This is a genomic window from Hymenobacter profundi, assembly GCF_019334315.1.
In the GTDB taxonomy this organism is placed as follows: domain Bacteria; phylum Bacteroidota; class Bacteroidia; order Cytophagales; family Hymenobacteraceae; genus Hymenobacter; species Hymenobacter profundi.
The window spans coordinates 1-25,393 of sequence record NZ_JAHWGL010000078.1 but is presented as its reverse complement, the minus strand read 5'-3'; the positions used below and the strand labels follow the sequence as shown (position 1 = coordinate 25,393).

The window sequence follows — 25,393 nt, the reverse complement described above, 5'->3', positions numbered from 1 at the left end:
CTTGCGAAGGACCTTCTCACGTCAGAACGGTAATCGTAACAACGACTTGTTCTAGCGTGAGAAGGTCCTTCGCAAGCGGACGCCAGATAAAGGATGACAGGCGCACCTTTTCAACTCACAACTTCACAAACTCACAACTTCACCATTTCAAAGCATTCTATACTCGAACCGCACCCGCGACGTGGTGCCGGTAGTGCCGGCTTTCACGCTCAGGATGCGTAGGAGCATCACCTCCCCGGTACCGCGCACACGTACGGCGTATACATCACCAGGGGTGGCGGCGCCCAATTCAGCGGTGTTTGTATTGCGGTATAATAGATTACCTACGGCGTTGGCGGTTGCCTGCGTATAAAAGCCAGCGGCTACCTGGGTAGCAGGCACTTTGTAGAAGCGCGTATTATTGCCGGCCGTAAGCGTGACGCTGCCGTTAGTGGCGCCACTCACAAACAAATCCTTCGTGTCTGCGGCGCTGGTTGCGGGTTCGTTGCGGGCCAGCTTCAGGTTGTAAGCCAGCGAGTCGGGAGAAGCGCCGGTGCCGAAGCTTACCGAGCCGCGCTGGGTGGTAGCCAAGGCAGTAGGCGCCACAATATCGAGCGTGGCAGATGCCAGATTGACGCGCTGGGTTTGGGCAAAAGCCGAGAACAGGAACGTGACGGGCTGCCCCTGCGCCCCTGTGGGAACCGTTACATCTACAGTACGCGTGGTGGCTACGCCAGCCGTTGGCGTACGCAACACTCCTTGACGCACAGGGTCTTGCGTACCCACGCGGGCGTAGTACACTAGGCTGTCAATGTTTTTGAACAGGGTAGCGGTGCTACCAGCAGCGGGCACCGTGGAGATGCCGCCCTCGTTCATCACAATCGAGTAGCCAACCACGTCGCCGGGGCTCTGGGCGGTGGCTGCTAGGCCGTTGCGGTAGGTGGCGGGGGTAGCGCCAAACTTGAGGGTAGGGGACGCGGCCACAGTGTAGGTGAAGCGCCGCAGCCGTTTGGAGCCATTGGCAAAATTCAGCGTCACATCTACACGCACGGGCGTTTTGTTCGCTAGCGTGGCAGGCACAGTATAGGGAACCAGTTGGGCAAAAACCTGACTGGTAGCATCCAGCGCGCCATTGGCCGGGTAAGTGCCCACCACGGCCGAGTCTTGCCGGTTTATAACCTGAAATACAGTGATGTCGCGCAGGTTGTCCTGCTGATTATAGCCTACAGCTACAGGTACGGTTTCGCCGGGCGCAAACTTGGTGGAGCCGAAAACCGGCCCACCTATCACCCCGAAGCCTGCTTCCTCCTGGGTGTCGTACAGCTCATCGTACGGCTCCTTCTCGCAGCCCGCGAGTAGGGTCACGGCCAGGCCCGCTACTACCGGTAGCGTACGGCGCAAGGTGAAAAATCGAGAATATATCATGACGACGATATGCGTTTTGAAAATGAAAGGGTAGGGCGTTAGTCCGCTTGTTAGCGTTGCCTGTCATTCCAAGCGTTCTGCTTAATGCGCAGGATGCCCAGAATGACAGGTAACGGTCTTTTTAATTGGCCTGGTCCCACCACAGGGGCTTCGTGATGTAGTCGCCGTTGGAGGTGGCGCCCACGTCGCTGAACAGCTTGGACACGGCGTCGGGATTGTAGAGCACCTCGGTGGCCCCGGGTAGCATCCGGCGCGGAAACTTGCCATCTACTTCGGGGTTGGCATTCACCGGGAAGCGGAAATTGGGGTAGGTAGTGGCCGAGAAATCAAAGCGACGCAGGTCTGACCACGACTCCGGATTCAGGAACATGGCAATGTATTTCTGCTCCATAATGCGCTTCAGCGTGAGCTGGCTCTCATTCTGGGCCACGGCGGCACTACTCAGGTAATCTTCAATCTGGGCTGTGGAGATGAGCGGGAACGTAACGGGTGGCAAAGCATTGGAGCCCCCAGAACCCACTTTCTCCATGTGTGCCCGAATACCGGCCCGGTAGGCCGTAAAGGCCCGCGACAAATTGCCAGCCCGAAACGCCGCTTCGGCCTCAATAAACTTGGCCTCCGCATACGTCATCACCTGGAAGATACCCAGGTCGCGGGCATACCAGCTAGAATAAAAATCAGCGTAGCCATTCAGCACGAAGCTGGTGGAGGGCACACTTACACCAGGGTCGGTACCCAGGCTGATGGGGGTAGCCATAATGGTATAGCGTGGGTCCACAATGCCGGGGTAGGCCGCCCCACCCGCATTGCCGTTCAGGTACTTGATAATGTTAGCCGAGAAAGTGGCCGTCGCATAGTTGTTGCGGGTGGTGCCGAAGATGTTGGTGGTATTCACCTGCGGCGCCACGGCCGGAATAAACTGAATCTGCGCGTCGTCGGCGTTACTGGTGAAGCCCTTATCGAGGAGGGCCAGCACCTGCTGTGGGTTGTAGGAGCTCTTTTTGGTGAGGTGGTTGAGCTGACGTGCCTTCAGGGTGTTGGCAAAGCGAATCCACTTCTGCACATCGCCTTTGTACAGGATGTCGCCGCTTTCGCTGGGCGAGGTCACATACAGTGGCCGGAATTCCTCGCTGGCGGGCCGCTCCATTAGGGCAATGCCCTCATCCAGCAGCGTATTGATGGTAGCGTAAATCTGCTGCTGCGAGTCGTAGGCAGGCGTGTAGTTGGCCGCGCCTTTGAATGCCTCGGTGTAGGGAATATCACCCAGCATATCGGTGGCGTGGGCCAGCACCATCGCGGTCATAATCTTGCCCGCGCCCACGTAATACGGCGAGCCCTCGGCCTCCGCGGCGGCCGTCATGGTCGGCACGTTGCCGGCTGAGTAGTAGTAGGTGTAGTTGAAGGTATTGGTGCTATTGCCGTTGGAAAGGTAGTACTGGTCGGTGCTGGTAGCCGGGGTTTTGCGCACCGTGTATTGCGTGAGGTAGGTGGTGGTGAGCGAGGTAAACATCTGCGTCTGAATACCCTGCGAAATAATGCCGGGTAGCAGGAAGTTCGGGGTCGTCGTTACCGGATTGTTGGGGTCGGTGTTCACATCAAGGTAGCTTTCGCACGCCGTGAAGGTGCCGCTACCCAGCAAAAGGCCCAGGAAGAGAAGATATCGTTGTTTCATTGAATTGATGTGTGTAATGGCCCCTCCCCAACCCCTCCCCTCCGGGGGAGGGGCTTTAGCTTTAGCTTCTAGAATACTATAACCTAGAATTAAAGCCCCTCTCCCGGAGGGGAGGGGGTGGGGTGGGGTAGCAATTAGAAATTCACCCGCAGGCCCATGTCTACGCCACGGGTGGCGGGTACGGCTCCGTAGTCGAAGCCGCCAGAACCGCCGCCGCGCACGCCGGCGCCCGAAGCGGCCGTTTCGGGGTCCACCCCCGAGTATTTGGTGAGCAATACCAAGTTGCGACCAGTCACGTTCAACTCGATGCCCTTAATGAACTTAGAGCGTTCCAGCAAGGCAGCGGGTAGGGCATAGGTAAGGTTCACGTAGCGCAGACGCACCCAGGAGCCGTCTTCAATAAACGGCGTACCAATGGCTCCCAAAATGCTCGTGTAGTATGCTTGCGTCAGCTCCACGGGGCGCGTGTTAGCCGTGTAGGTGCCGTCTGCGTTGGCAATAACCCCATCAAACACCACTTGCTTGTAACGGTCTGTGGTTCGCTCGGCCAGACCGGTAATGGTCATATACTGCTCGTTGCCGTTGAACACCTTGCCGCCCTTTCTGAAATCGGCCAGGAACGACAAGCCCAGGCCCTTGTAGCTGAACGAGTTGGTGATCTGCACGGTGAAGTCGGGGGCGCGGTTACCGGCATACACGTAGGTGCCGGTGTTGACGAGGGGATAGCCCGTGGTCGGGTTAATGAGCACCTGTCCATCGGGGGAGCGCCGGAAATCGGTGGCGCTGATGGACGAAATCGGGCGGCCAGGGAAGGCGCCACCGCGGGCACCGTTCAGGAACGCATCTGACTGGTACACCTCCGTCAGGAAGCTCGGCAGCGACTCCACCTTGTTGCGGTTGCGGGTGTAGTTGGCCAGCACGTCCCACGTAAAGCCGCTGGCAGCCCGCACGGGCGTACCCGTCAAGGACACTTCCCAGCCTTGGTTGCGCACGTTGCCCGCGTTGATGTACTGCAAAATGAAGCCCGTGGCCTGGCTCACGCGCGGCCCGATGATCTGGTCGCGGGTCAGTTGGTTGTAATATGTCACGTTCAGGCCCAGACGGTTCTGCAAAAACTGTAAGTCCACGCCGCCCTCAATGGCGCGGGTGCGCTCGGGTACCAGGTTGGCGTTGGAGCCGAAGAAGCCGTTGCGGAAGCCGCCGCCAATGTAGCTGGCCTGCGCCAGCGGCGAGAACACGCGGTAGGGCTGGGTGTCCTTGCCCACATCGGCCACCGCCGCCCTAATCTTACCAAAGTTCAGGTAGCGGTTCTGGTCGAGGCCCAGCAGGTGCGTAAACTGCCAGCCCGCCGCCACCGAGCCGTAGCCGAACAGCTTGCCAAAGTTCTTGTTCTCGTCGGGGCGGGGTAGGGTGGAGGATTGGTCGATGCGGCCGTTCACTTCCAGCGTCACCTGTTGCAGCATGTCCAGGCTCAGACGGGCAAAGTTGCCAATCAGGCGACGGTCCTGCGTGGTTATCAACACGTTGCGATTCACCGTGTTGTTGATGCTGGTGAAGCTCGGGTTCTGAAAAATCAGGCCCAGATTGTCGGTGGTTTCGCGGTGTTGGTATTCCACCGTATTGCCCAGTACCAGCGAGCCGCTGAAGTTGTCGCTGAAGCTATGCGTGAGCGTGCCCAGCAGATTGCTGGTAATGAGCTGGTTGAAGATATCCGACTCCGAGATGCCGCCGTTCTGGTTGTTGGGCTGGGTGGTGCCCACGGCCCGCACCGAGCGGTCTTTCTGGAAGTAGAAGTCGTTGCCAATGTTGTAGCTGAAATTCAGCCAGTCCGTCGCCTTAAAGCCCAGTTGCACGTTGCCCAGCATGCGGTTGGTGCGGGTGGTTTGGGGGTTGCGGTACACCTGAAAGTAGGGGTTGTCGGCATCCGTAGCGGCCTGGGCGGCGCCCAATAGGCGGCGCACCGAGCCATCGGGGTTCAGGTAGTTGCGGGCGTCGTCGTTGCGGGGCCAGTTCAGGATACTAAGCAGGTAGCCCCCGGCGCCTTGGTACAAGCCCTGGCCTTGGAGGGGCGTGCGGGCACCCGAGTTCAGGTATTCCACCGAGCCCGAGGCGCTAAGCTTGGGCGAAAGCTGAAACGTGCCCGATAGGCGCGCCGTGGTCTTGTCGTAGGCACTGGTAGGCGCCACGCCGGTCTGGTCCAGGCGCGAGGCCGACACGAAGAACGTGCCCTTCTCGCTGCCGCCCGACATAGTGAGGTAGTGCTGCCAGGTTTTGCCGGTCTGGAAGAAGTTGCCCAGGTTGTCGTACACTGGCTCGCCCTCTTGGAAGCGTGGCCCCCAGGAGCCGCGCACGCCCTGGTCAAATAGTCCCTGCGAGCCTTGCTTGTACTGGTCCTGAAGCTTGGGTAGGCGGTTCACCTCATCCACCGAAAACTGCGTGCGGTAGTTGAGCGTCGTCACGCCCTTGGTGCCTTTCTTGGTGGTAATCACCACGGCACCGTTGGCGGCGCGCAGGCCGTAGATGGCCGAAGCGGCCGGGCCTTTCAGCACCGTCATGCTCTCGATATTCTCCGGGTTCAGGTCGCCGGCGCGGTTGGTGCTGGCGGCCGTGCGGCCCAGGATGCCGTTGAAACCCGAGCCCCCACCCGGCGCCGTCGACTCCACGAACGAGGAGTTGTCCATGATGATGCCGTCAATCACGAACAGCGGCTGGTTGTCCGAATCCAGCGAGGCCCCGCCGCGAATCACGATAGACGCCCCCTCGCCGGGTGCGCCGCCCGAACTGGTTACCTGCACGCCGGCTACCTTGCCCTGCAAAGCATTCACCACGTTCGGCTGCCGCGACTCAATGATGTCCTTGGCCTTCACCACCTGCACAGCGTAGTTGATCTTGGCCTGCTCTTCTTTTATGCCGTAGCCCGTCACTACGGCCTCTTGCAACTGCTGCGCCGACTCGCGCAAACTCACGCTGATTTCGCCGCTGGCTTCCACGGTGCGCTCCTGGCTGGTATAGCCGATAAAGCTAAAAACCAATACAGTACCCGGTGCAGCCTGTAGCGTGAAGCGGCCGTCGCCGTTAGTAGTGGCGCCGTTGGTGGTATTTTTCACCACCACCGTCACGCCGGGTAGGGGAGAGTTGTCGGAAGCGGCCGTGACGACGCCCGTTACGGCGCGGGCTGCCCCCGTTTGGGCGTAGGCGCTGGGCACCACAAAGCCTAGTAAGAGGAGAAATAGTAGGAGTTTGTGCATAGGTGTGGAAAGGGAAAGGAAGAAGAAAGGCCAATTGGTTGGGTGAAGACCCGTACAAATGCGAGGACGTGTAGGAGGGTAGTACTGAAAATAATGATACTACTGCCGCCAGTATACAAATCAGGGTAGGGGGTTGCTATTTAAAATACAAGCAAGCCCTTAGCTGTGAGGAGGAACGAATTTCCAATCTACATTTTCACTGACAATAGCGCAAACGTGGCGGCGCATTTGTCGAGGTATCTTATGGCTCTGTAGGGCGTAAACTTGGCTTTATCGGTTGCATGGCCGGGATGCTTGCTGGTAGGTCTTGCTGAAATATCTACATTTAGCAAAACGCCCCTACCTATGCAAACCACTACCCAGGCTGCCACCGCTACCACCGGCGCCCTACCCCTCGCCGAAGCCTCGCAGCCCGGCCGCCTGCTTTCCTTGGATGTGTTCCGGGGCTTCACGGTGGCCGCCATGCTGCTCGTCAACAACCCCGGCGACTGGGGCCACATCTACGCCCCGCTGGAGCACGCGCACTGGAACGGCTGCACCCCCACTGACCTGATCTTCCCGTTTTTTCTGTTTATCGTGGGCGTGAGCATTGCCTACGCGCTCGGCACCGCCCGGCAAGATGCCAGCCGCCACCCGCAGCTGCTCCTGCGCGTGCTGAAGCGAGCCGCCATCCTGTTCGGGCTGGGCCTGCTCATGGCCCTGGAGCCCCGCTTCGATTTTGCCCACGTGCGTGTGCTGGGCGTGTTGCAGCGCATTGCGCTGGTGTTTCTCGTATGCGGAGTAGTGTTCATAAAAACCAATTGGCGCACCCAGGTAGGGCTGCTGGTAGCAGCCTTAGTAGGGTATAATATCCTGATGCAGCTGGTGCCGGTGCCGGGCGTAGGAGCCGCCAACCTAGCGCCGGAGACCAACCTCGGCGCCTGGCTCGACCGCACGGTGCTGGGCGAGGCGCATCTTTGGAGCCAGAGCAAAACCTGGGACCCCGAGGGCCTGCTGGGTACCCTACCCGCCGTGGGTACCGGGCTGCTGGGGCTGCTGGCCGGGCAGTGGTTGCGCCGCAAAGCAGTGCCTGTAGCCGAGCGCATCGCCTGGCTGTTTGTGATAAGCGCCGCCGCCATAGTGCTGGGCCTCATCTGGAACGGATGGTTTCCCATCAACAAAAGCCTGTGGACGAGCTCCTTTGTGCTCTACGTGGGCGGGCTGGGCGGCGCTACCCTAGCGGCTCTCTACTGGCTCTGCGATGTGCAGGGCTACCGGGGGTGGTGGTCGCGCTTTGCGGTGGTGTACGGTGTCAATGCCATTACCGTGTTTTTCTTGTCGGGGGTGGTAGCGCGGTGGCTGGGTATGTGGCAAGTGCCCGATGGAGCAGGCGGCACCACCTCGGCGCACCAGTGGCTGTATCAGCACTTCTTCGTGCCCTACCTCAGCCCCTTCAATGCTTCTCTGGCCGCGGCCATTGCATGCGTGCTCATCTGGTACGGCGTACTATGGTTGATGTATAAGCGTCAGATTATCATTAAAGTATAACCAGCTCGCTGCTATTCGGATGCATTGCTGTATGCCAGGCTCCTGCTAGTGTAGGATGGTATGCTTATTTAGACATTACACTGACTTTCAGAAGTAGAGTCTCTAACTTTTACTTACCACTATGATAACCACCCGTTCTGCTATAGCCCACTGGTCGGGCACCGGGACCAAAGGCGAGGGGCACCTGACCACCCCAAGCACCGTATTGCATCAGACCCGCTACTCCTACCTGACTCGGTTTGCTGATGGGGTAGGAACCAACCCCGAGGAGCTAATAGCCGCCGCGCACGCGGGCTGTTTCTCCATGAAGCTGGCCTTCGATCTGCAAGCGTTGGGCCTCACGGCTACCGCCATTACAACCACCTGCGAGCTGAGCAGCGAGGAAGGAGAGGTAGTACGCTCGCACTTGCGGGTATACGCTTCGGTGCCGGGCATCACGCCCAGTCAGTTCGAGGAAGTAGTGGAAAGCGCACGACAAAACTGCCTTATCTCAAAGGTGCTCAACCTGAACCTCTCCAGCGAGGCCAGGCTGGTAGACGAAGCGGCCATAACGGAAGCAGGATTGCCGGGGTAGAATAGAAGCCCGCTAGCTCAGGCGCCGGATAATCCATAGCACCAAGCTGAGTAGCAAGCTGACAACCAGCATAGAAACAAACGGCACATACAACCGAAAGCCGGGCCGCTCCACGCGAAGGTCGCCGGGCAGACGGCCAAACCAACCAAGCAGGCTACCGCCGCCCCACCAGATAAAAGCGCCCAACAAAGCCAGCCCCAGCCCGAGAAAAACCAGCATTTTACCAAGCTGCGGACTCATATAAGCAGTAATGAAAGATGGTCTGCTCAATATAAACACAATGCCCGCCGAAGCAGCAAAACCGCTGCACCAACGGGCATTACAAATGAAAGCGCACGATGCTATTCTTCTTTCGGCACCGTCGACTCGATGGGTAGGCGTGCCGTTTTGCCTGCTTGCGCCGCCTCAATGGCAATTTGCAGAAACTTGCTGCGTACACTCAACTCCCCTAGCTTGTTGTTGTTGCGGGTAGGATACACGCGGTTGGTCAATAGAATGCACACCAGGTCTTCGGTGGGCTCCACCCAGAAGTAGGTGCCTGTGTAGCCGGTGTGGCCGTAGCTCTGCTGGGAGGCACTTTTGGCAGAGTTGATGGTCGGGTCGGCCGTGGGTCGGTCAAACCCCAGGGCGCGGCGATTGTCGGGGCAGAACTGGCAGCGCGTATATTCCTGTAGCGTTTCCTTTTTCAACACCTGCTGACCACCGTAGCGGCCATTCCAGGCGTACATCTGCACCACTTTAGCCAGGTCGTTGGCGTTGCCGAACAGCCCGGCGTGGCCCGAAAGGCCGCCGAGCAGGGAAGCGCCCTCATCGTGCACAACGCCGTGTAGCAACTGGTGCCTATACAGCGAGTCATACTCTGTGGGCACAATGCGGCTGAGCGGGAAGCGGCGCTTAGGATTGAACGTGAGGGTAGTAGCACCCAACGGCCGGTAGATTTCCTGGGTTAAAAATTGGTCCAGCGGCTTGCCCGACACGCGCTTCACAAACTCGGGGTACATGATAAACGACAGGTCGGAGTAGACGTAGCCTGGCTTCGCGTTCAGCGGCGAAGTACCAATTTCCTTATGAATGCGGTCGAGCATATCCTTGCGCACCCACACGTGCGGGGCCGCCTGAATCGGGAACCGCGCCGACGAATCGGTCCGGAAGTAGCGCCGGCTCATCTCGCTTGGCTTCTTGTCTGATACCGTAACGGCGTCGGGGCGCTTGTTGAACAGTTGGTTGAAGAAGCCTTGCGGCGCGGTATACTCTTTCCAAAACGGAATCCAGGCCTTCAGGCGGGCTTGGTGCGTGAGTACGTCGCGCAGCTTGATATTCTCTTTATTAGTGCCTTTGAATTCCGGGAAAACCTGGCCCAGGGTCATCTCCGGCGAAAACTTGCCCTCGTCCTGTAGCTTCATCAAAGCGGGTAGGGCAGCCGTGATTTTCGTGACGGAAGCCATGTCGTACAGGTCGGTGTTGGTGACGGGACGCGCCTTTTGGCCGGCCGTAGGGTAGGTGTGCGTGCCGTAGCTTTTGCGCAACACCACCGTGCCGCGCCGGGCAATAACCACCTCTGCGCCAGGAAATGCCTGGGCAGCAATGGCATTGGTAATCAGCGAGTCGATGCGGGTTTCGAGGTTGTTGCTCATGCCCACGGCCTCGGGGTAGGAGTAGGCCAGGCGCTGCCCGCCCTGCGTGGTGAGGCCGGCACCGTACGGGAACTGGTGGTTGATGGTGACGGGTAGGTGCCCGGTGGCGCCCACGCCCCCGAAGATAATTTCGGCCGCTACCTCCTGCGCATTCTGGCTTTCCTGGTAGGCCAGCACCACGGCGGTGGCGCGGTTCAAGTCGCGCAGCTTGTCTACCGCATACGCATTGCCAAACACGCTGACTACCACCCGCTGTTTCCCGGTGGTCAGGTCGCGCAGTAGCACATTGGTTTCGGGCGTCACACCAAAGTTGGTGGCAGGTAGGCGGCCCAAGTTGTTCACGCCCACTAGAATGGTGTTGTAAGGCTTCAGCGTCTCACGCATGCGCAACAGCTCGTCGAGGCTGGCAGTGGCGGGCAGCCAGAAGTGCTTGGTGGTAGCATAGTCGGCCACTCTCTTCTGAAAGTAGGTGGTGTCGGTGGTGCCGATGGTGAGCGTGGCCACCCGCAACGTGTCGAGGCGTTGCAGGGGTAGGGCTTGCTGCTGATTGCGCAGCACTGTCACGCTCAGCTCCGAGAGGCGGCGCGTGAGGTACTCGGCGTGGGGCGTGTTCAGGTCTTCGTACAGATTCTTCAACTCCACAGGGCGGTAGTGGTCGAGGCCGGACCACTGCTTGAGGGCCAGTACCTTGCGGCAGCGTCGGTCAATCTCGGCCTGCGTCATCTCGCCGCGGTTGATGGCCTCGCGCACCATGCGCAGGGCCAGCGGAATGTTCTTTGAGAACTCCAGAATGTCGTTGCCAGCCAGCAGGGCGCGCACGTCGGCCTCGCCGGGCGGGTACTTGCTGATAACGCCCTTCATGTTCATGGCGTCGGTGAAGATCATGCCGTCGAAACCCAGCTTCTCCTGAAGCAAACCCGTCACAATAGGCTTGCTGAGGGTGGAGGGTAGGCCGGTGCTGTCGAGGGCCGGAATGTTGAGGTGGGCCACCATCATGCCACCCAAGCCGCGCTTAATGAGGCTCTTGAAAGGAAATAGCTCCAGCGTATCAATGCGGCGCTGGTCTACCCGGATGAGGGGTAGGGCTAGGTGCGAGTCGGTGTCGGTGTCGCCGTGGCCAGGGAAGTGCTTGGCCACGGCCAGCACACCGGCGTCCTGCATACCGCGCATGTACTGGTAGCTTTTCTCGGTGACGTCCTCGCGGTTTTCGCCCCACGAGCGGTAGCCAATCACGGGGTTGGCGGCGTTGTTGTTCACGTCTACCACCGGCGCAAAGTTCACGTGCATGCCAATGCGCCTGAACTCGCGGGCAATTTCCTGGCCCATGTCGTAGAGGAGCTGGTTGTCGCGAATGCCGCCCATGCTCATCTGGTAGGGAAACCGGATGGTGCTATCCAGGCGCATGCCCAAGCCCCACTCGCCATCCAGCGCCACCAGCAGCGGCACTTTGCTCTGGCTTTGGTAGCGGTTCAGCAGCTTAGCCTGCCGCACCGGGCCACCCTGAAAGAAGATAAGTCCCCCAATCCCATACTGCTGAATGAGCGCCGACACCGAGTCTTCAAACACGCGGTTGCGGTTGGAGTAGGCGGCCACCATAAACAGCTGCGCCACGCGTTGGTCAGGCGTCAGCGTCGCCATCACCGAATCAACCCAACGCGAACTAAGCTGGGGCGCAAACGGCACCGGCGCGTTCAGCGAGGTGGCCGGGGTAGGGGTTTTGGCTTGCTTGCGCCGCCGCTGAGCAGAGACGTCTGGGGTGTGCAGCAGCGTCAGCAGCAGCAACAGGAGCAATGGAAAACGAGAGGTAGGCAAGGTATTTCGCAACGGTTGAGACACGTAAGTTGCGAAAATAGAGGAATAGAGAAGGAAATAGTTGCACAGAATCCCCTTTTATAAACGCAGACCGTCCTTTCGCTGGTCGAAAGGACGGTCTTGTCAGAGCCTACCTGAGAGCTACGGATTGGTGCTCCACAAACCGGCTTCCTTCACAAACACCCGGCGGTTCAGCTTCAGTTGGGCAATGATGAACTCGGCCAAATCTTCCGGCTGCATCACTTTCTCCGGGTTGCCGTCGGTGAGTTTCAGCTCCTGCGCAAGCGGGGTAGCCACGGTGCTGGGCGTGAGGGCCGACACGCGAATGTTGTGCTTGCGCACCTCCTGCATTAGCGACTCGGTGAGGCCGAGCACGGCAAACTTGGAAGCCGAGTAGGCGCTGGTAGCCGCCGCCCCGCGCTGCCCAGCGGTAGACGAAATGTTGATGATGTCGCCGGTCTGGCGCTCAATCATGCCGGGTAGTACGGCGCGGGTGGCATAGTACACGCCCATGAGGTTCACCCGGATAATGTTTTCCCAGGCTTCTGGCTCCTGCTCCAGAAACTTGCCGAACGCGGCCGTACCGGCGTTGTTGATGAGAATATCAATGGTGCCAAGCTGCTGTTGCACCTGTGCCGTAGCGGCTTCTACGGCGGCACGATCGGCCACATCTGCCGTGACAACGGCCGTTTTCACGCCCAGTTTTTCTAGTTCGGCAGCTACTTCGCGCAGGTCGTTTTCAGAGCGGGCCAGCAGGCCCACGTGTACGCCTTCTTGCGCCAGAGCCACGGCTACGGCGCGGCCAATGCCTTTGCCAGCGCCCGTTACCAGGGCAATTTTTCCGGTGAGGTTTTCCATGTGAGTAGGGTAAAAAATGATGGCTGTTAGCTAATGGCTGCTAGCTGTTAGCTCTTGTTTTATCGAAAGATCAACCCGTATCAGCTAACAGCCATTAGCTAACAGCTAATGATCAATAGCAACCAGCCAGCCGCCGAGTTGTTGCGCCGGAAATTTCGCGTATCATTGCCCCTAGTTCTTTGCAATATCAATTGCCGTAGAGGGGTTTTCGGGTAATACCGGAATTAATAAGGAACCGTGTGTGAATCACGGGCTGTCGCGCAACTGTAAGTACCCAAGCAAGTTACGATCCGTAGCACGTCCATTGTTCTGCCAGGCAGAATGAGAAGGATGATCGTAATGGTACAAGCCAGGAGACTTGCCTTTCTACGCCTTGACGTATGCTTCCGCGCTCTGAAGCAGTAGTCTGGTCAATTGCATACTGCTGTCTTTTTAGGGCCTCCGCGGGGTGGAGGCTGGCGCGTGCGTATGCGCGCCGGATGGTAGGGTGCAGGGTAGGCCATACGCTGTGTTGGGCACGTAACGTACTCGTTGCGAGAACAATAATCAATTTATTGTTCCCTTCAACCCAAGCACTATGCTTACGCACAACCTCGGCTACCCGCGCATTGGTAGCCAGCGCGAACTGAAAAAAGCCAGTGAGAAATACTGGTCGGGCCAGCTGACGCTAGCCGAATTGCAGGCCACCGCCCGCCGCATTGCCCAGCACAACTGGCAGTTGCAGCAAGAAGCCGGCCTCGACCTGATTCCCTGCAACGACTTCAGCTACTACGACCAGGTGCTGGACACTAGCCTGATGGTAGGGGCCATTCCGCGGCGCTACACGCCCGTGCTCAGCGAAAATCCGCAGAACACCGCGCTGGACCTGTACTTTGCTATGGCCCGCGGCTACCAGCGCAACGGCCTCGACATCACGGCCATGGAGATGACGAAGTGGTTCGACACCAACTACCATTACCTCGTGCCCGAGTTCACAGCCGACCAGGAGTTTCGGCTGTTTTCGGAACACATTTTCGAGCAGTTTATTCATGCCCGCAATACGCTCAGCACCACGCCCAAACCCGTGTTGTTGGGGCCGGTTTCCTACCTGCTGCTGGGCAAGGAAAAGGGAGAAGGCTTTCACCGCATCGAGCTGCTGAAGCGGTTGCTGCCCGTGTACGTGGAGGTGCTGACCAAGCTGCACCAATACGGCGCTACCTGGGTGCAACTTGACGAGCCTTACCTGGCTCTCGACCTGACAGCGGCCGAAAAAGAGGCTTACCTCTTTGCCTACGCCAAACTGGCGCGTAGCTGCCCCGGCCTCAAGTTGCTCGTAGCCACCTACTTCGAAGGATTGCGCGACAACGCCGCGCTGGCCGTGAGCCTACCCATCAGCGCCCTGCACGTGGACTTGGTGCGGGCACCGGAACAACTAGCGGCCGTGCTGCCACTGGTACCGCAGTGGCTGAGCCTGTCGCTGGGTGTGGTAGACGGCCGCAACATCTGGAAGAACGACTATCAGGCGTCGTTGGTGCTGATTGAAAAAGCTGTAGCGGCGCTGGGCACCGAGCGGGTGCTGCTGGCGCCTAGCTGCTCGTTGCTGCACAGCCCCTGCGACCTGGATCTGGAAACCAACGACGCCACTCTGAAGCCGGAAATCAAAAACTGGCTGGCCTTTGCCAAACAGAAGCTGCGCGAGGTAGGGGAGTTGCGCCAGATTGCCGACCACGGCGACCAGAACCTATTGCACCAGAACCAGCAGGCGCTGGAAAGCCGCCGCAAATCGGACCGCATTCACCGCCCGCACATCAAGGAACGCACCGCTGCCGTGACGGAGGCCGATGCCCGCCGCCGGAGCTCGTTTGCGGTGCGGCAGGCCCTTCAACAAGCGCAGTTGCGGTTGCCGCTCTTCCCAACAACTACCATCGGCTCGTTTCCTCAGACGGAGGATATACGGCAACTGCGCGCCCGCTTCAAGAAAGGGGAGTTGACTGCCGAGCAGTACAACGAAGCTCTGCAAAATGCCACTGTCGACGTGATTCGGTGGCAGGAGGAGGTAGGGCTAGACGTGCTGGTACACGGCGAGTTTGAGCGCAACGACATGGTAGAGTACTTCGGCGAGCTGCTCGACGGCTTTGCATTCACCAAAAACGGCTGGGTGCAGAGCTACGGCTCGCGCTGCGTGAAGCCGCCTATTTTGTACGGCGACATCCACCGCCCCGCCGACATGACCGTGGCCTGGAGCACCTTCGCCCAGGCCCTAACCCGGCGGTACGTGAAAGGCATGCTGACCGGCCCCGTGACCATTCTGCAATGGTCGTTTGTGCGCGACGACCAGCCGCGGGCCACCACCGCGTTGCAGATTGCGCTGGCTATCCGCGAAGAAGTGCAGGCGCTGGAAAAAGCCGGTATTCAGCTGATTCAGATTGACGAGCCGGCTATTCGGGAGGGCCTACCCCTGCGCCATTCCGACTGGCCCACCTACCTGGCCTGGGCCGTGCGGGCGTTCCGGGTGGCCGCGTCCGGCGTGCGCGACGAAACCCAGATCCACACCCATATGTGCTACTCGGAGTTCAACGAAATCCTACCCGCCATTGCCGAGCTGGACGCCGATGTGATTACCATGGAAACCTCCCGCTCGCAGATGGAGCTCTTGGCCGCCTTCGCCGATTTCCGGTACCCCAACCAAATCGGGCCGGGCGTCTATGATATCCACTCGCCCCGCGTGCCCAGCACGGAGGAAATGGTAGGCCTACTGGAAAAAGCCCAGGCGCTCCTACCCGCCGAAAACCTGTGGGTGAATCCCGACTGCGGCCTCAAAACCCGCAAATGGCCTGAAACGGAAGCTGCCCTGCGCAACATGGTGCAAGCTGCCCGCCAGGTGCGCGCTGGGAAGAGGTGAAATGGTGAGATAGTGAAATGGTGAGTTTGTCTGTCATCCTGAGCGCAGCGAAGGACCTTATGCCCGCAGAACGAGTCGTTGATAGTCAGCGTGACAAGTTCCTTCACTTTCGCTCCATTGCGCTCAGGATGACAGACAAACTCACCATTTCACCATCTCACCATTTCACCTCTTCCCCAAGGGTGCGGCCCGTATTTTGCGGGGCGGCGTACGGTTGCGCGCTGTATTGGCGTTGTAGCAGGCCGCCGTTCACCCAATCCTTTCTATTTTGGCTATTCCAACAAACTTTTCTGCTGCCACGGCGCGCTTGCTTGCGCTGGCCGGTTTCTTTCTGTTACTGTTAGGTAGCAGCACTGCGCAGGCGCAATACCAATTGCGCGGCTCTGTCCTCGATAAAGAAACCAAGGAACCGATTCCCTTTGTGAGTATCGGTATTCCGGGTACATCGTTAGGAACGGCTAGCAACGCCGATGGTCAGTTTTTCCTGAACCTACCCTCATTGCCGCAGCGCGTTGTCTTCTCCGAGATTGGTCACTTGCGTGATACACTGGTTGTTACCAGTACGCAAAAGCCTTTTGAGGTGCTTTTGGGCTCGGCCACTATTACCCTGCCCGAAGTGAAGGTAGGCAGCTACGCTTTCCAACTCGTAGACCGTGCTTACCGCCACATGGCCGATAACTACGATACGAAATTCTACGGCAAGGCGTATTACCGCCAGGTGACGCGTATCGGTGCAGAACCCACCGAGTTGCAGGAAATGATCTGGAACGTGAAGTCCAACAACGCTCGTATTGAAGGAACCACCACGACCCAGGGACGCTTTGCCGCCAAGCAAGCCCTACTCAACTTCACCAACTTTTCCTTCAACACCAAAGGCTACGGCCTCTATAACCCCAACGCAGACAGCACCGTGTCGCTGGCCTTGCTGAGCCCGAATGCGGTGAAAAACTACTACGTAGAGCTACAGGGTATCTTGGAAAAAGGTGATGCCAACATAGCCGAAATTACCTTTGAAACCCGCCCTGAGGTGGAAGGCTACCAGGCCAACGGCACCGTCTGGATTGATACCGATACCTACAAGGTAGTGCGTTTCACCATCACGTCGCCCAACTACACTTCCGCCTCGCAAAACCCGACGTACAAGCTGAAAAACACGCTGCTGACGTTTGATCTGAGCTTCCAGAATACGCCCGACCCCGTGTCGCCGCTCGACTACATGAAGGTGAAGCTGACCGCCGACGTGCTGCGCCCCGGCACGCCCATCACCAAGCTCGATGTGTCGTCGTTCACCTTCTTCTACGATACCAACCGCAAGCCTACCGGCATTGCCTACGAGCGAGGCACCCTGGACGAGAAAGACCGCGAAACCATCCGTCAGGCCAAGTACGACCCTGAGTTTTGGGCCAACAACCCCGTAGTGCAGCGCACGCCGGTAGAGGACGAAGTAATTAAGTCGTTCGAGCAAAAAGGCGCCTTCGGCACTACCATTAAGCCTAAGCGGAAGTAGTAAAGCTATAGGACGGACTACAAAACCGCCTGTCATCCTGAGCACAGCGAAGGACCTTCTCACGCGTGAACGACTGACGTAACAACGACTCGTTCAAACGTAAGAAGGTCCTTCGCTGCGCTCAGGATGGCAGGCGGTTTTCTAACTACTCTGTTCTTCCAGCTTCACCCGCACCCGCAGCGCCAGCAAACCTTTCACCCCTTGCAGTTCTTCCAGTTCTAGCTCCTCAATTTCGGGTTCCAGCATGCCGCGGTCTTGGAGGTAGTCGAGGTACTCCAGGTACTCGTCGGCTTCGCGTTGCTGGGCATAAACCAAGGCAATGCAGCCGGGTTGGGTGAGTCGTTCGCCGGTGCCCAGCACAGTGGCCTTATCAATACGCTTCTTGATGATTTCGTAGCGGATGTTGTAGGCGCCGTCCACGTCAAACTGGCGCTCATCCTGCCGGAAACGAATGGCCAGCGGCTGGCTATGAATCAGAACAAGCTGCGTAGTATCGAGGGGCACAGGTAGTTGCTCTTTGAGGGCGGCAGTGCGGCGCGTAATCTCCACCATCACCAGCAACTGCCACAAGCGCAGGTTCTTCAGGAATACTAGGTCGAAGGGCTTATTTTCGACCAGCGACGCGCCTACGTAGATGTTGTACTCCACGCCATCCGTTTTGAAGCGCTGGAAGTAGTGCGGAAACATCTGCTGGGCCTTTTGCTCTTCCTCGTCGAGGTAGTCGCTCACCGTATCGTTGAGCAGCGTAACACTCCGCTCAAAGGCTTTGCGGCGCTTGTAGAGAATGCCCAAAACGGGGTCGATGTTATTCCAATAGTCGGCAATAACAGGACGTAGCTCAAGCGTATTCTGCGCAAAGTACTCGAACAACGGCTCTACCTCCGACTTCAACGAATCGAAAATGCTCACCTCATCGCCCGAGATAATGCCCTGTTGCAGCCGCTTCAAGTTCTTCTCCACATAGAACTTCAGCTCATCCAGAATAGGCAACTGCTGAAACTCGGAAGCTTTTTTGAGGACTTTGTTGGCCAACGAAAGATGTTCGATCAGGTCGCCCTGCACGGCTTCGTTGCGGGCCGTGCTGCTACCGCGGATGTCGCTGGAGCCGTGTAAGGGATACACTTCCTGGAAGACAATGTCTTCCATCTCAGCGTTTTTATTGCCGGCTTCTATTTTCTCCAGCAGGTTCAGGGCCGCGTCGTTGAAGCGCCATTCCATGGTAGGGTGCAGCGCCGTGAATTTCTCTTTCACAATGGCTTGCACACGGTTTTGCATATCCTCCGCGTTGCGCTTCACGGCCACCGCAAACAGCGGCACAAACTGATTCACCTTTTCCAGGCTGAACTCATCCAAATCACCCACGTTGGGAGAACCTAATTCCAGCAAACCCACCGTGTCGTCGCCGTAGGGTAGGAGGGCCAGGATTGCGCTTTTGATACCGATGCTGCGAATCTGCTCGCGCAAATCTTCGGGAATATCAGCCGTTTCCACGTTTTCCAGAATCAACGGCTGGCGGTCCTGCAACAGCTGGGAGTAGATTTGCCGGAAGCCCGTGCCGGCCTGCTGGTTGTTGAGCTGCTTGGTCAGGAAGCTGTGATTGATTTTGCGACCAAAATCCACGAAAGCCTGCTTGTTCTCATCGTATGCGGCAATGCCTAGCTGCAAAAACGGCCGCTTAAACAGCACCCGCAGCTTCTCCTGAATCTGCTCCAGCCGGTCAGACGCCTGTAGCACGTCGCGCTCCAGCAAGTCATACTTCAGTTCGGATAGTATCTCTTGGTCCGTGACGTCTACTAGGTGCAAGATGTTGAAGCCTTCCAACTCAAAGCGCTCGGGCGGCAGAAGCTCCCGCCACAAATCCTGCCGGTGCATGTTGTGCAGCAGCAGGTCAATCTGCTCCTCGGTCAGCTCCGGCCGCTCGCCTACCATTTTCACATTCAGGAAAGTAGAGTTGAAATCGACGCCGTAGTGCCGATATAGGCCGATGCTGTAATCGGGCACCGTAAATACCAACGTATCATTCTTGGGTAACTCTACATCGTATATTTTGCTCAGAATGAGATGATAGGCCATGCGCGCCATATACACCTCCATATGGCGGCTGTCGATGTTGAGCGGCTGCTTGATGATATCGTTAGCATTCAGCAGCACCTCCCCAAACAAAGGGGTGTAGTAGAAACTACGGCGCTGAAAAGGCGGAATTGCCCCACTGATATCGGTAGAAAAGGAAGCTGGCGGAAATACGGCCATCATCAGCGTTTCTATCAGGTCGCAGCCGCATTCCGCAGCGTTGAGGTCCGTGATGGGTCCATGCGCCCAGGGCTCCTGAGCCACTTGCTCGCCAATACTGCGTGCTAGCTGCGCCAGACCAGCGTTTGAGTCGTTTTCCCGGCTTTTCCAGTACGCAATCAGCGGCTCCAGGCTGAGCGTAGTACGGAAGGGGAAAATGGTGCTTTCAATGGGGGAAACGAGTTCTTTCAGCATATAGAGTGTCCGGGGGGTAGGCCATTGGCTACCTGGCTGTACTATATACGGAGAAATCGCGCAGTTCGCTTATCCGCAGTTATGGTTGCAGCGAGGCACGGGATATTTTGTTGAGGTCGATGTTTGCTACTCGCTGGGTACCATTGTAGAGATCTATAATCTTCTTCGTGTTTTTATAATATGTACAGCAACCATCCTCGTCATTAAATCCACCTTGCAACAGAATATTGCTGACGGTAAAGCGCAATGCCTTAGCGGTATCCGTTGGCGACTTTAGCGTATAAATCTCGTAAGTGTAAGCGTTGAGCTTACGGTTGGCGGTTGCTACAAAAGGAGTATTGTTCCCAATAGCGAGTCTACGATTAGTTGATGAGTCAACTGCGGTGCTAATCAAACGAGCTGTATCACGCACTGGCTTTGGCACAGTAGGCGCCGGAACAGCGTCAAGCTTAGGTATAAGGGTTCGGACGATGTACACAGTTTCAATGGCCTCGCGCGTTACCGAGGGCGCAAACTCAAAAAACAACGTATCCGCGTTTCTTTCCCGGTCGTCGCAGGCGACGCTACCGCAGCACGCGGCCACAACGAAAGCAAGGAGGGGAAGAAGCAGCCAGGAGAAGGAAGTGCGTAGCATAACAGGACAAAGATAAGCAGCTAGTGCCGGAAGCCTATGTACGTTACGGGGGTAGGGATTATTGTTTTGCTACCTGACGGCTTTGCGCTTCACTGCGAAACAGGGTAGCCAACAAAGCCAAGTGCCACCACGACGATTGTCGTGGTGGCACTTGAAATACTTTTCTTCCTGATTGTATAGCACTCGGCTTTAGTACGCCGCACCAACGATGGTTTCTACCGGACCTGTGTGCAGCAATTGCTGGCGTAGCGTGTCGGCATCTTCGGCTAGTTGCGGGCGAATCTGGCTGAGCGCCTGCCGCAGGGCTTCCACATCGGCCAGACGCGGCGCCTTGCTCTGGGAGTAGCCGTGGTACATAGCCACCCGCACGTTCGATTTGCCTGAGCCGGTGTAGGTGCCCAGCACGTGACCCTGGGCATCCATAATCTGTACTTCGGCCTGAATATCGGTGCAGTAGTTTTCTAACGGCAGGCCCAGCAGGCTGGGCGTCAGCAGCGTCAGCATTTGGAAGGCCTGAAAACCCTTGCCTTTGCGCGTGACATCGGCCTTGGTTACTTGCAATTTTGCGTAGCCGAATACCGTGCTGTCAGTCGGCTCCAGCACATTGCGCTTCATCTCCGTATCGAACAACTTCTCGGGGTCGTCGGGGTAGGCGCCTTCGGTCGCCATCAGCGGGCCTGGGTCCACGGCCAGTTCCAGGGCGGGCAGCCGGTTTTCGATGATATCAACCTCACTTTTAGCCATAATCTGGCTGGCTGAGCGGCAACCGATGAGCAGCAGCGTGAGCGGCAGGATCAAATGCAAAGAGCGGGAAACCAGGGTTGAATGCATAGTCAGGCGGGCGAAAGATCGAAGATAGAAACTCTCTACACACCTTATATGCCAGGACGTTACGCAACCGTTATATTGTTTAATACTTAAAAGTTAATATTAGATAAGTGCAAAATAAAATATAACTTTTTGGGTGTAAGGTAGGATTAGCATTTTTCGCTTCATAGTGCCGAAATTCAAGAGTAATGCCTATTCATTTACCTATCAACAACAAAGCAAAACGCCCCTTCGGCCGGTGGAGGAGTCCAGTTGACCGAAGGAGCGTTGAGCTCTAGTGCAGAATACTTTTAGTGGCCGGAGTGAGCAAGTGTGCTATCGGCTTCGGCCAGTTCCGTTACGGGCTCTGGGGCCACGTAATTGTCGATGAACTCGCCTTCCCAGCGGGCCACCACGGCCGAGGCCAAGCAATTGCCCATCACATTGACGGCAGTGCGGGCCATATCCATCAAGGCATCAATGCCCAGGATGATAAACACCGGCCAGGAGGGTAGGTTGAACGAGGAAACCGTAGCCAACAGAATAACGAGTGAGGCGCGGGGCACGCCGGCTACGCCTTTGCTGGTGAGCATCAAGGTGAATACCATCACCAGTTGCTGCCCAAACGACAGCTCAATTCCCGCGGCCTGGGCTACAAAAATGGCGGCTAGCGACAGGTAGAGCGTGGTGCCATCGAGGTTGAACGAGTAGCCCGTAGGCATCACAAAGGCCACAATGCGGCGCGGTACGCCTACGCTCTCCATGGCCTCCATGGCACGGGGTAGGGCGGCCTCGGAGGAGGTAGTGGCAAAGGCAATACTCACCGGCTCGGCAATGGCGGCCACAATGCGCTTCACGGGTAGGTGCGCAATAAGTGCCACGGGCAGCAGCACCAATAACAGGAAGGCTATCAGGGCGCCGTAGAGCGTGAGCAGCAATTGAAAGGCATTCACTAGCGGCCCAAAGCCCATTTTGCCCACCGTATAAGCTAAGGCGCCGCCTACCCCAAAGGGCGCAAAAAACATAACCACGTTGGTGAACTTGAACATCACCTCCGACAGGCTTTCCGTCCAGCTAAGCATGGGCTGGCGGTGCTTGGGGTGCACCATAGCCAGGCCAATGGCGAAAATGATGGCGAAGATGACGACCTGCAATACCTGCCCTTCAGCCACCGACTTGGCAATGTTTTCGGGGAAAATATGCAGGATGATGTCGCTGGTGGTCTGGTTGACGGCAGCTAACTGCTCAGTATCGGCGGCAATGGCACCGCGGTTGATGCCCGCACCAGCTCGCGTGAGGTTGATGGCGGCCAACCCGATAAACAGCGCGAAAGTAGTGACGACTTCAAAGTACACCAGCGCCTTCACCCCCATGCGCCCTACCTGCTTGAGGTCGGCGTGGCCGGCAATGCCCACGACCAATGTGGCAAAAACCAGCGGGGCAATAATGGTTTTGACCAACCGCAGGAAGGCGTCGCTGAGCACCTTCATGTTGACGGCAGCGGCCGGGAAGTCGTGCCCAAACTCGGCCCCCACAAACATGCTGACCACAATCCAGAACGTGAGCGAGCGACGACGGGCCGCCAGTACGCCTAGCGCTACCAGAGCCAACCAGCGCACTACCAGGGGCACAACTGGGGCCAACGTGAGCCAGCCGTAGGCTTGCCCGGCCGTGAGCAGCCCGGCCAGTAGAAATAGAACGAGTGTGAGCAGAACCAGCGGAGAAAACTTCATCAGCAGCAAAAAAGGAGTATACTTGACGACGGAAAGTCAGCAAATATACTCCTTTGCGCGTGGCACCCCAGCGTTCAGCTAGTACCCAATCACAATCCGCCGTACAATGGTTTTGTTGGCCATCTGGAGGCGTAGTGTATACAGGCCAATGGGCACATTGGGCGAAACCTGGATGTCGGGCTGACCGCTGATGAGTACGGGTGCACTATAGGCCCGTAGGCCGCTGGCATCCCACAATTCCAGCGTAGCGGTTTGCGGCAGAGCCGGTTGCACCCGCAAATAGAACGTGCCGTTGTTGGGCACAGGATACATGCTCACCTGTAGCGGCACTTCTTTCACCTCTACCGCTTTGATGGGAGAGTACACGGCCTGCGTGCCGCAAAGCTGGCGCAGCCGGTAATACGTAGTGCCCAGCGGAGCATGCTGATCAATTAGGTCATAGGTGTGGGCCTGCGTGGAAGTACCGGCACCAGCTAAGCTGCCAATCTCCTCAAATGCAACGCCATCAGTAGAGCGCTCTACCACAAACGATTCGCTGTGGTGCTCCGTGGCGGTAGTCCAGTTGAGCTGCACCTGCTGGCCTACGCTGTTTAGCTCGAATTCGGTGAGTACAGGAGAAGGATTACCATTTTTATTGGTGTACAACACGCCATTAGGCACTATTTGCTGTACCAAGCCAGGACCATCGTAGCGCAGTACTAGTCCTTGGCTACCCCCGTGCTCACCGTAGTACACCCGCAGGGTATGAAAGCCTGCGCTGAGTTTCTTGGTAGCCGTTGCTTCGCGGTAGCCGTGTGCGTCGCCGGCGTTGATGACCGTGGGTTGCGTATCCTGATCAAACCACACGGAAGCAGCATCGTCGGAGCCAAGGTAGAAGGTATAGGTACCGCCCGTAAGAGCGTAAAATTTGCCAGTATAGGTGGCGCTGAACTCGTCGGGATTACCGGGAGAGTTATAAACAGCCACATCACCCACATTAAAGATATCGGTCTGATTGAAGGAGAAATTCAACTCACTTATGTGGCGGTTGACAATCCCTGGTTTTGCACGGGTGAAAAACGATATGTCGTCGTAGAAATAGCCACGGTAATACGTAGCCAGCAAACCGGCCTCGCAGGCGTTGGCTTGTGCATTCTGGCCCAGTACGAGGGTAGGCAACACTATTCCTGCACATAGCAACGCAAAAAAAGCAGTGCGTCTTGCCAACTGTATCCAATTGGAAAATGCGTAAAAATTAGTTCTCATAACGTGGGTGGGAAAGATAAAAAAGGGCAGGAGGCGTGTTACTTCTAAGTAGGAAAAAGCAAAGCGAAAGACAGCCCGGAATCCAACTATATTATCTTATAATTGTAATATTCCAACTGCACATGTAGCCATATACGGACACTCAATTCAGAGGTTTAAAATTATGACATTGCACGGAAAAAGAAATAAAAATAACGGGTAAATGCCATTAAAAAGCATAGAATGTGGCATTCTGAAAAGGTTACTGTCCTTTGTGCAGCCCCAGATACCGTGCTGGCGTTTTTCTTTCTTCTCTCATCTCTATGCTGATCTGGACCCTCACGCCGCTGCTGCTGCCCCTGCGCTATACCTGGAAAATTGCCCGCAATGCCTCTGACAGCAAAACCAACCTGCTGGTCCAGCTGACCGATGCGAAGGGGGAGTACCAGGGTAGGGGCGAGGCGGCGCCCAATGTGCGCTACGGAGAATCGCCGGAACGGCTGATGCAGGAGTTTGAGCAGCTGCTGGCTGCGGGTTTGAGCCGCGTGGGCAGCCTGGCAGAGTTGGAAGCTTTGCTGGCTGCCTACCCACCTGCGCACGCGTTGCGCTTTGCGCTAGAGTCGGCCTACTTGCATCGAGAGGCAGCGCAGCGCGGGCTGACCGTGCCCGCACTGCTGGGGGTATCCGCGCCGGCCGCACGTACGCCTACCGCGTTTTCCCTACCCATTATGGATCCCGGCGCTGTGGCTGGCTTTATGCAAGAGCAGGACATGCGGCGCTTTCCGCTGCTGAAAATCAAAGTGAACCAGGAGAGCGGCTACGAGCTGTTGCGTGAGGTAGTGCGCGCCGCGCCGGGGCACCCGCTACTGATCGACGGCAACGAATCCTGGACGGATGCCGATGCGTTGCTGCATTTTCTGGAAAAAATTGGGCAGCTACCTGGCCTGCGCGTGCGCCTGCTGGAGCAGCCCCTACCCGCCGCCTGCACCACCGACTACGAATACCTGCGCCCCCGTACGCCCTACCCCCTGTTCGCCGATGAATCGGTAACCGACACAGCCGATTTCGCGGCCATTGCCCGTCAGTTTCACGGCGTGAATATGAAGCTGATGAAAGCTGGCGGCTACCATAACGGCCTGCGCCTGTTTGCGCAAACCCGCGCCCACGGCCTGCAAACCATGTTGGGCTGCATGGTCGAAACCTCACTGGGCATCTGGTCAGCTCTGCAAGTGAGTGCCCTGGCCGATGTATGCGACCTAGATGGATTTTTGATTCTGCGCGACGAGCCGTTTGGGCTGGTGCATGAGCAGGATGGGGAGTTGGAGATAGTAGAGTTATGAGGTATTGAAGAGAAAGCGTCTGTCATCCTGAGCGGAGCGAAGGACCTTTTCACG

General features: G+C 57.5%; 16 protein-coding genes and 1 riboswitch. Of the genes, 5 read left to right on the top strand and 11 right to left on the bottom strand.

The features are described 5' to 3' along the window. Positions 1-147 precede the first annotated feature (147 nt). The 3 genes from KYK14_RS16190 to KYK14_RS16180 form a co-directional block, all read right to left on the bottom strand. The gene (locus KYK14_RS16190; RefSeq protein WP_219160286.1) at positions 148-1,380 is read right to left on the bottom strand and encodes a hypothetical protein; all 1,233 of its coding nucleotides are present in this window, start codon (positions 1,378-1,380) and stop codon (positions 148-150) included. Positions 1,381-1,525: 145 nt separating this feature from the next. Then, positions 1,526-3,076 (bottom strand): SusD/RagB family nutrient-binding outer membrane lipoprotein, encoded by a 1,551-nt coding sequence (locus KYK14_RS16185; protein WP_208308267.1) that lies wholly within the window; start codon positions 3,074-3,076, stop codon positions 1,526-1,528. A 134-nt stretch (positions 3,077-3,210) separates the two neighbouring features. Then, positions 3,211-6,324 carry a SusC/RagA family TonB-linked outer membrane protein gene (locus KYK14_RS16180; RefSeq protein ID WP_219160283.1) on the bottom strand — a complete coding sequence of 1,038 codons (3,114 nt, stop codon included), beginning with the start codon at positions 6,322-6,324 and terminating at the stop codon, positions 3,211-3,213. 345 nt (positions 6,325-6,669) lie between these two features. On the opposite strand from KYK14_RS16180, the gene KYK14_RS16175 reads away from it, so the two are divergent. Next, a complete protein-coding gene (locus tag KYK14_RS16175) occupies positions 6,670-7,851 on the top strand; it encodes an acyltransferase family protein (RefSeq protein ID WP_219160281.1) in 1,182 nt (393 codons plus the stop codon). Between the two features lie 121 nt (positions 7,852-7,972). Continuing rightward, positions 7,973-8,425 carry an OsmC family peroxiredoxin gene (locus KYK14_RS16170; protein WP_219160278.1) on the top strand — a complete coding sequence of 151 codons (453 nt, stop codon included), beginning with the start codon at positions 7,973-7,975 and terminating at the stop codon, positions 8,423-8,425. A gap of 12 nt (positions 8,426-8,437) precedes the next feature. On the opposite strand, the gene KYK14_RS16165 is transcribed toward KYK14_RS16170, so the two are convergent. From KYK14_RS16165 to KYK14_RS16155, 3 genes are all read right to left on the bottom strand, one after another. Next, complete coding sequence (locus KYK14_RS16165; RefSeq protein ID WP_246601888.1) at positions 8,438-8,644, bottom strand: DUF2905 family protein; 207 nt, start codon at positions 8,642-8,644, stop codon at positions 8,438-8,440. Between the two features lie 122 nt (positions 8,645-8,766). After that, a complete protein-coding gene (locus KYK14_RS16160; RefSeq protein WP_219160274.1) occupies positions 8,767-11,871 on the bottom strand; it encodes a serine hydrolase domain-containing protein in 3,105 nt (1,034 codons plus the stop codon). A gap of 141 nt (positions 11,872-12,012) precedes the next feature. Beyond that, positions 12,013-12,729 carry a 3-ketoacyl-ACP reductase gene (locus KYK14_RS16155; RefSeq protein ID WP_219160272.1) on the bottom strand — a complete coding sequence of 239 codons (717 nt, stop codon included), beginning with the start codon at positions 12,727-12,729 and terminating at the stop codon, positions 12,013-12,015. 185 nt (positions 12,730-12,914) lie between these two features. Next, positions 12,915-13,109: riboswitch (cobalamin riboswitch) on the top strand. Positions 13,110-13,306: 197 nt separating this feature from the next. Between KYK14_RS16155 and metE the strand changes: the two genes are divergently transcribed. Continuing rightward, complete coding sequence (gene metE, locus KYK14_RS16150; protein ID WP_219160270.1) at positions 13,307-15,610, top strand: 5-methyltetrahydropteroyltriglutamate--homocysteine S-methyltransferase; 2,304 nt, start codon at positions 13,307-13,309, stop codon at positions 15,608-15,610. Between the two features lie 268 nt (positions 15,611-15,878). Then, the gene (locus tag KYK14_RS16145) at positions 15,879-17,117 is read left to right on the top strand and encodes a carboxypeptidase-like regulatory domain-containing protein (RefSeq protein WP_219160268.1); all 1,239 of its coding nucleotides are present in this window, start codon (positions 15,879-15,881) and stop codon (positions 17,115-17,117) included. A gap of 141 nt (positions 17,118-17,258) precedes the next feature. Here the strand turns inward: KYK14_RS16145 and KYK14_RS16140 are convergent, their stop codons facing one another. From KYK14_RS16140 to KYK14_RS16120, 5 genes are all read right to left on the bottom strand, one after another. Continuing rightward, positions 17,259-19,601: a GAF domain-containing protein gene (locus KYK14_RS16140; protein ID WP_219160267.1), complete on the bottom strand. Its 2,343-nt coding sequence runs from the start codon at positions 19,599-19,601 to the stop codon at positions 17,259-17,261. A 79-nt stretch (positions 19,602-19,680) separates the two neighbouring features. After that, entirely contained in the window at positions 19,681-20,235 is a 555-nt protein-coding gene (locus KYK14_RS16135) for a hypothetical protein (RefSeq protein WP_219160265.1), read from the bottom strand. A gap of 189 nt (positions 20,236-20,424) precedes the next feature. After that, on the bottom strand, positions 20,425-21,066 hold the full coding sequence (locus KYK14_RS16130) for a hypothetical protein (RefSeq protein WP_219160263.1): 642 nt from the start codon (positions 21,064-21,066) through the stop codon (positions 20,425-20,427). A 287-nt stretch (positions 21,067-21,353) separates the two neighbouring features. Then, positions 21,354-22,775, bottom strand: coding sequence for a dicarboxylate/amino acid:cation symporter (locus KYK14_RS16125; protein WP_219160261.1), 1,422 nt, complete (start codon positions 22,773-22,775; stop codon positions 21,354-21,356). Between the two features lie 78 nt (positions 22,776-22,853). After that, on the bottom strand, positions 22,854-23,936 hold the full coding sequence (locus tag KYK14_RS16120; RefSeq protein WP_219160259.1) for a PA14 domain-containing protein: 1,083 nt from the start codon (positions 23,934-23,936) through the stop codon (positions 22,854-22,856). 386 nt (positions 23,937-24,322) lie between these two features. On the opposite strand from KYK14_RS16120, the gene KYK14_RS16115 reads away from it, so the two are divergent. Continuing rightward, positions 24,323-25,339: an enolase C-terminal domain-like protein gene (locus KYK14_RS16115; protein WP_185280908.1), complete on the top strand. Its 1,017-nt coding sequence runs from the start codon at positions 24,323-24,325 to the stop codon at positions 25,337-25,339. Positions 25,340-25,393: the final 54 nt, after the last annotated feature.